This window comes from Actinomycetota bacterium, from assembly GCA_035540895.1.
Classification (GTDB): Bacteria; Actinomycetota; JAICYB01; order JAICYB01; family JAICYB01; genus DATLFR01.
Genome location: DATLFR010000127.1, coordinates 1 through 6,752, shown reverse-complemented (window position 1 = coordinate 6,752; position 6,752 = coordinate 1). Strand labels below are relative to the sequence as shown.

The following is a 6,752-nucleotide window of genomic DNA, read 5'->3' as shown; positions in this document are numbered from 1 at the left end:
GCTCAAGATGCCGATCTTCGGGCAGCTCTTCCGCAAGGTCGCGATGTCCCGGTTCGCGCGCACCCTCGGCGTGCTGATGAAGTCGGGGGTGCCGGTCCTTCAGAGCATCGAGATCACCCAGGACACGGTCGGAAACAAGGTGGTCGCCGCGGCGCTGGGGGACGTCCAGACGTCGGTACGCGAAGGTGAGACGATCGCTGGACCGCTCTCCCGTCACCCGGTCTTCCCGCCGATGGTGGTCCAGATGCTGGCCGTGGGGGAGGAGACAGGTGCGGTCGACAACATGCTCGAGAAGGTCGCGGACTTCTACGACTCCGAGGTCGACGCGACGGTGCAATCGTTGACGTCGCTCATCGAGCCGCTGCTCATCGCGGTGCTGGGAGCGGTGGTCGGCGGGATCCTGATCTCGCTGTACCTGCCGATGTTCCAGCTCATCAACCTCATCCAGTAGGGGAGGTACCCTCCCCCGACTGGGTCGTTGCGCTCCCCCAACTTGGATGGTTAGCTCTATTGAGGGAAGAGGTAAGGGAGCCGATAGAACCAAAGGCGGCGCGAGCCGACCACACAGGGAAGGAGGTGCAAGAATGATCAACTTCTTCAACAAGCGTCTGAGGGACGAGGATCGCGGATTCACCCTGATCGAGCTGATGGTCGTTGTCCTTATCATCGCCATCTTGATCGCCATCGCCATCCCGACGTTCCTTGGCGCCAGGAAGCGGGCGCAGGACCGTGCTGCTCAGACGGCGCTGCGTTCGTCTCTGACGACGGCAAAGACCATCTACACGGACAGTGAGTCCTATTCGGGTCTTACCGAGCCGATGCTCCGTGGTGCGGAGCCGAGCCTTCGGTACACGGAACCCGGGGCTGGCGAAGTCAGCGACGACCCGAAGCTGGTCGCCTGGAATATCCCGGCCGTCACCGTTAGCGGACAAACCACGTATCCCGTGTTTACCGCCGCGGTTCGGAGCGAAACCGGGTTGTGCTGGATGATCTACGAGAACAGTGCGTCAGGTCCGACAACGTACGGAGTCAAGACGGGGTCCTGCACGCCCTCTGCGTCGGCACTGGCGGCGACGGACAAGTTCCCGCCCGCGCCATAGGTAATTGGATTGTTTTGAGGGAGGGGGTCCCCTGGCCCCCTCCCTTCTTCTTTCAGGTGCAAGCCTCCTTGAGATGTAGATGACCGCGATCAATTCGATTCCTGAAGTCGGCTGTCGGTACCGGCTCCCCCGACTCCTCCGCTAACCTGGCCGCGCCCGCCAGGGCTCTCGGATCATAGGGGAACCTCTCGAGGTGCCTATGTGTCCAGGTGCGGGCCGCACTCGGGTTCTTCAGCAGGATCTCGACGTTGGAGGCGGTAAGGCGCACACTTGGGTGCCAGGGATGCTGGGCGACCGCCGTCCGGACCGTCTCCCGGGCTTCATCCGCTGCCCCGGGCACGCCTGACCGGCCGTCGAGGGCCCTGTCGAGCGCGAGGGCGTCGAGGGCGCTCACCCGTCCCGGCTCGATCGTCGCCGCCAGCGCGAGGGCGCGGGGCGATCCGTACGTACGCGCGTACGACTCGAGGACCGAAGCGGTCATGCGCGCCGAGGCCAGACCGACCACGAGGACGCAGACGGCTCCGAGCCAACTCCAGCGGGGCGGCGTCCTGACAGGTCCTCGCCCGGTGGCGACGAAGCCGAGGAAGAGGAACCACAGAGGCGTGAGGATGACGCTCTGAGGCTGAAGGAGATGCGGGATGAGGAGAGCGCAGGCAACTGGCACCTCCCACGCCCGTTCCCGAGAGCGCGTCGAACGTGCGGCGACGAGCCCGAGGACCACGCAGAACGTGACCAGGCCCACGACACCCCCGGTGACGGCCGAGGCCACGAAGATGTTGTGAGGGTCATCGAGGGTGAAGGTGGCCAGGCTCGCGCCGGAGGGCCCGCCTGATGCTCCGGAGCGGTCTATGCAGCTCGTCCTCGCGCCTCGCAGATCGGTCACCGAGGCCGAGGTGAGGAAGGCCCCGCCCGTGTTCCCAGGTCCCCACCCGAGCAGGGGCCTGGCCGCGAGGGCCTTCAGCGAACCGCTCCAGTAGTAGAGCCTCTGTCTAGCGGACGACCCGTACTCGACCTCTGCCAGGCGTGCGGCGGGAGAGAGGCGCGTGTGGCCCTCCGCGGGAGCGGCGGCCCGCTCGACGAGGATCCAGCATGTGGCGGTGGTCACGATCACCGCACCAGCCACGACGACGGGTCTCCGCTGCCGGCTGGTCGCGAACAGGATCGCGAACCCTGCGGCGGCCGCGATCCATCCCGTCCGGTTCCCCGTGAACGAGAGCCCGGTCGACACCAGCGCCAGACGGGCGGCCCAAGACGCGGTCGGTCTGATGCCACCCGCCGCCACGAGCGCCGTTCCGAGTAGCGCACCCGTGAGGACAGGCTGTCCAAGGAGCGAACCCGAGCCGCCGAGCTCTTGAACCGCGCCCGCGGCCAGCACCTTCTCGACGACGGCCACGGCAGCCACGACGCAGGCAGTGTTCAAGAGCCAGACCGGGACCCGCTGGCGGACCGCACCGTGGACAGCGGTCCCGCAGACGATGAGTACGCCGCAAGACAGGATCGTGATGAGCCCTACACCGTTGCCATCAGGGGTCCCGAACGTGCTCATGAGGGGGTCGACCCCGGTCGCGGAGGCGGCGACCAGGGTGGCCACCCATAGGGCGACGGCGGCAGCGAGTCTCCGATCCACGTCAGTGGTCGAGAAGAACAGGAGGGCGGCGCCGCCCGCTACGACGAGCTGCTTGATGTCGGCGTACGGGGCCGTCGACGCGGGGAAGATCATCAACGGGGCGGCGCAGACGACTAGGAAGATCCCGACCACGGCGAGACGGGGGTCCCGACCGCCTGTCACGTTCGCTTCCGCGGACACGCCCTCCAGGATGCTCGAACTCCGCCGCCGAGGCGAAGGTTCCCCCGGGGGCGCGCACCTGCCAGGCTCGGGCATGATTCTGGACATGTACCTCGCCGAGACGGCTGCCGGGCTGCTCGGGCTCGCCATCGGGTCCTTCCTCAACGTCGTCGTCCACCGCGTCCCCCGGGGCGGCTCCCTCACGCAGCCGGGGTCGAGCTGTCCGAGCTGTGGGACCCGGCTCAAGCCCCTGGACAACGTGCCGGTGCTGTCCTGGCTGTGGCTGCGGGGGCGGTGCCGGACCTGCGGCGCGAGGATCTCCGCTCGGTACCCGCTGATAGAAGCGCTCACGGCTGTCCTGTTCGTGGTCGCGGTCCTCCGGTACGACGACCTGGAGGTGGCGGCCTTCGTCGCCGCGGCGAGCGCGGTCTTCGTCGCCCTGTCCTTCATCGACCTGGAGCACCGACGGGTACCGAACGTGATCGTCCTGCCGGCGGCGGCGGTCGCCCTGGTGTGGGTAGGAGCGGCATCTCTGCTGCGGGGGGACCCGACACTGATCGCCTGGTCGGTGGCCGGAGGCGTGGGTTTCTTCACGCTCATGTTGCTCATCGCGCTGATCTCCCCCGGGGGGATGGGGATGGGGGACGTGAAGCTGGCTCTGTTCATCGGCGTGGTCGCAGGGCGGTTCGGACCCGGCGCGGTGGCTGTGGCCGTGATGGCCGGCTTCTTCGTGGGCGGCCTGGTCGCCGTCGCCGTCCTGATCACTGGCCGCGGGGGGCGCAAGACCGCTGTTCCTTTCGCCCCGATGCTCTGCGTGGGCGCGATGATCGCGCTCTACCTGGGGAGGCCGCTGGTCAGTGCCTGGTTGGGCGTGTGACGCTCTGACCGGCATTGACACTATGCGTGGCCATTGTTACCGTGAACCCCCTTCGGGGGAAGTTGTTTCATGTGTGCCTACCGAGCCCTATGTTGACGCTGGGGTCCCGGCACATGGACGAGACGAGGTGACGTGATGGCGAGCAAGCCAGGTCCGGTGCTGGGGGAGCAGCTCTTGACGGTCTCGGAGGTCGCATCGGCGATGCGGGTGTCCAACATGACCGTCTACCGCCTGATCAAGTCGGGGCATCTGAGCGCGATCCGCGTCGGGAAGAACTACCGGATCCGCGAGACCGAGGTCGACCGCTACCTCAAGGAGCGAGTGGTCGGGGGGTAACGTCCTTGCTTTAGCCCCCCCGGGCAGGCACACAATACGTGCCGGATCAGACCAGTCTGCAGTGAGGAGCACCCTTGGCCCTGTTCGGGATCGGTCGCGTCCACATCGGGTTGGACGTCGGAACGAACGCGGTGCGTGCAGCCGAGATGAAGGGCGGCGACCGCAACGCGGTCGTCACCCGGTTCGGGCAGGTGCTGCTCCCACGGGGGGCCGTCCGCGACGGTGAGGTAGAGGACCCCGAGGCGGTGGGTCAGGCGCTGGCCACCCTCTGGAAGCGGGCGGGGTTCGGGTCCAAGACCGTCCGCGTCGGGATCGCCAACCGTCGAGTGGTCGTCCGGCTCATCGAGATGCCCTCGATGTCGCGCCAGGACCTCGAGGGCGCCATCCGATTCGAGGCGCAGGACTACATCCCGATCCCGCTGGATGACGCCGTCATGGACTTCGAGGTCGTGGACGAGTACACCGGAACGGACGGCGAGTCGCCACAGATGCGGGTCGTCGTCGTCGCCGCCGAGCGCGAGATGGTCGACCGGCTCCTAACCGCGCTGCGCATCGCGAAGCTCGAGCCCGAGGTCCTCGAGCTCAACGCCTACCCGCTGATCCGTGGACTCGGCAGCGTGGGGTCGGTGGCCCCCGAGGCCGAGGCCATCGTCGACGTGGGAGCAGGGGTGACGACCGTCGTCGTCCAGCAGGGCGGACGGATCCGCTTCGTCCGGATCCTCAACGTGGGCGGCGACGCGTTCACCCAGGCTCTCGTCTCGTCCATGCAGCTCGACTGGGAGGAGGCGGAGTCGCTGAAGCACCGGGCCTCCGCGGCGATGGCCGCGCGGATGGGGGAGACGCGCGACCAAGAGGAGGAGCCGCCTCCGGACGGAGGAGGCTACGGCGACGAAGAAACTCCTGCATCGGACATCGACGCGGACGAGCCCGGTTACGCCGACCCCCCAGGAGCCTTCGACGAGCGGTACGAAGAGCCGGCCACGCGGTACGAGGAGGAACCCGATCCCCCGACCGAGGATGACGCGTACGCGGAGGCGGAGATCGGCTCGGGTCCGGACATGGAGCGGGCCATAGGACTCCTGAGCACCCAGGTGGAGAGGTTCGTCGTCGAGGTGAGGAGCTCCCTCGACTTCTACACGGCCCAGGCGGACTCCATGCCGCTGAGGGCCGTGATCCTCACCGGAGGCGGGAGCCTCATGGGGGGGCTGCGGTCGCGGCTGGGCGCCGCCCTCAGGCTCGATGCCGAGCTGGGCCGGGTCTTCTCGAAGGTTCGGATGGGGAAGGTGCAGATGTCGCCGGACCAGATCGCGGGGGCCGAACCATTCCTAGGCGTCTCCGTCGGCCTGGCCCTCGGGGCCCTGGAGGACTGACGTGGCGAGGATCAACCTCCTCCCCCCCGAGATCAGGGCGCGGCAGCGTCAGCGCCGCCTCCTCACGATCGTCGGTGGTGTCGGCGCCGCCATCCTCGTCTTCCTGGCCGTCATCTACTTCATCCAGAGGGGGACGATCGGCGACGAGCAGCAGCGGCTCGAACAGCTCCAGGCGCAGCGGGGGCAGCTGGAGACGGAGGTCGCGGCGCTCCAGCAGTTCGGCGACCTCCAGCAGACGGTCGAGCAGAGGCGCTCCACGCTCGCGGTGGCCTTGACCAACGACATCGCCTGGTCGCGCTACCTCAACGACCTCTCGCTGATCATGCCCGACAACTCCTGGCTGGTGAACATGTCCCTCGCGTCCTCGCCCGGTCAGGCTCCCACGGGCGAGCAGTCCTTCGGGACGGTCACGTTCAGCGGCTTCGTGTTCGACTTCCCGGGCCTGGCGGGCTGGCTGACCCGCGTCGGGCAGCTGGACGGCCTAGCCTTCCTCTACCTCACCAACGGCACCCGCACCGAGATCGGCACGAACGACGTCGTCTCCTTCGCCTCGAACGCCTACGTCACCGCCCCTCTCCTCTCACAGCGATGCCAGGGGGCCGAGCGATGCCCCTGAGGACGCGGGCGATCCTGATCGGTGTGGGTTTCGTCGTGCTGACGATGCTGTGGTTCTTCTTCCTGTTCCGCCCGAACCAGGCTCGGATAGCCGAGCTCCGGACGGAGCAGCAGACGACCGAGCAGCAGATCGACCAGCTGCGGATCCGACTGGCCGAGCTCCAGCGTCTGCGCGACCAGGAGCCGATGCTGCGCGCGCAGCTGGCCCGTTTCACGGACGCGCTCCCGGAGGACCCAAGGCTCCCTGACTTCATCCTGCAGGTGGAGGAGCAGGCGAACCTGGCCGGGATCGAGTTCCTGTCGATCACACCCAGCCTCCCGGCTCCCTACGCGGGTGCCGGGGATCCCGCGGCCGTACCGCCCGCGGCTCCCGCCGGCGGCGGCGAGCTTCAAGCGATCTCCGTGAGCATCTCGACGACCGGCACCTATTTCGAGCTGCTCGACTTCATACTCCGCCTGGAGCGGCAGATCCCCCGCGCCGTGCGGCTGAACAACTTCGCGTTGGCTCCCACGGGAGAGACCGCCCGGGGTCAGTCGCCCACCCTTCAGGTGACGTTCGACATGCAGATGTTCCTGCTGTCTCCGGTCCCGGTCGCTCCGGGCGCCGCCCCCCAACCGCCCACGACCGAGGCCCCCGCGTCCACCGAGGCGCCACCGCCCACAGAGAC

At 67.9% G+C, this 6,752-nt stretch carries 8 protein-coding genes; 7 read left to right on the top strand and 1 reads right to left on the bottom strand.

Annotated elements, in window-relative coordinates; all coding sequences use genetic code 11:
* Both VM840_07075 and VM840_07070 read left to right on the top strand, forming a co-directional pair.
* On the top strand, positions 1-451 hold a 451-nt coding region (locus tag VM840_07075), incomplete at its 5' end, for a type II secretion system F family protein (protein HVL81334.1).
* 133 nt (positions 452-584) lie between these two features.
* A complete protein-coding gene (locus tag VM840_07070; GenBank protein ID HVL81333.1) occupies positions 585-1,100 on the top strand; it encodes a prepilin-type N-terminal cleavage/methylation domain-containing protein in 516 nt (171 codons plus the stop codon).
* A 52-nt stretch (positions 1,101-1,152) separates the two neighbouring features.
* Here the strand turns inward: VM840_07070 and VM840_07065 are convergent, their stop codons facing one another.
* Complete coding sequence (locus tag VM840_07065) at positions 1,153-2,907, bottom strand: O-antigen ligase family protein (GenBank protein HVL81332.1); 1,755 nt, start codon at positions 2,905-2,907, stop codon at positions 1,153-1,155.
* 85 nt (positions 2,908-2,992) lie between these two features.
* Between VM840_07065 and VM840_07060 the strand changes: the two genes are divergently transcribed.
* The 5 genes from VM840_07060 to pilO all read left to right on the top strand — a co-directional run.
* Positions 2,993-3,763 carry a prepilin peptidase gene (locus tag VM840_07060; GenBank protein HVL81331.1) on the top strand — a complete coding sequence of 257 codons (771 nt, stop codon included), beginning with the start codon at positions 2,993-2,995 and terminating at the stop codon, positions 3,761-3,763.
* 135 nt (positions 3,764-3,898) lie between these two features.
* Entirely contained in the window at positions 3,899-4,099 is a 201-nt protein-coding gene (locus tag VM840_07055) for a helix-turn-helix domain-containing protein (protein HVL81330.1), read from the top strand.
* A 74-nt stretch (positions 4,100-4,173) separates the two neighbouring features.
* A complete protein-coding gene (gene pilM / locus VM840_07050) occupies positions 4,174-5,469 on the top strand; it encodes a type IV pilus assembly protein PilM (protein ID HVL81329.1) in 1,296 nt (431 codons plus the stop codon).
* Position 5,470: 1 nt separating this feature from the next.
* The gene (locus tag VM840_07045; protein HVL81328.1) at positions 5,471-6,085 is read left to right on the top strand and encodes a hypothetical protein; all 615 of its coding nucleotides are present in this window, start codon (positions 5,471-5,473) and stop codon (positions 6,083-6,085) included.
* On the top strand, positions 6,076-6,752 hold a 677-nt coding region (pilO, locus tag VM840_07040; protein HVL81327.1), incomplete at its 3' end, for a type 4a pilus biogenesis protein PilO. The genes VM840_07045 and pilO, both read left to right, overlap by 10 nt.

What these genes read in the sequence shown, in the direction of transcription:
- VM840_07055 (HVL81330.1), top strand. Translation starts at nt 3,899, where the DNA reads ATGGCGAGCAAGCCAGGTCCGGTGCTGGGGGAGCAGCTCTTGACGGTC.
- VM840_07060 (HVL81331.1), top strand. Translation starts at nt 2,993, where the DNA reads ATGTACCTCGCCGAGACGGCTGCCGGGCTGCTCGGGCTCGCCATCGGG.
- VM840_07070 (HVL81333.1), top strand. Translation starts at nt 585, where the DNA reads ATGATCAACTTCTTCAACAAGCGTCTGAGGGACGAGGATCGCGGATTC.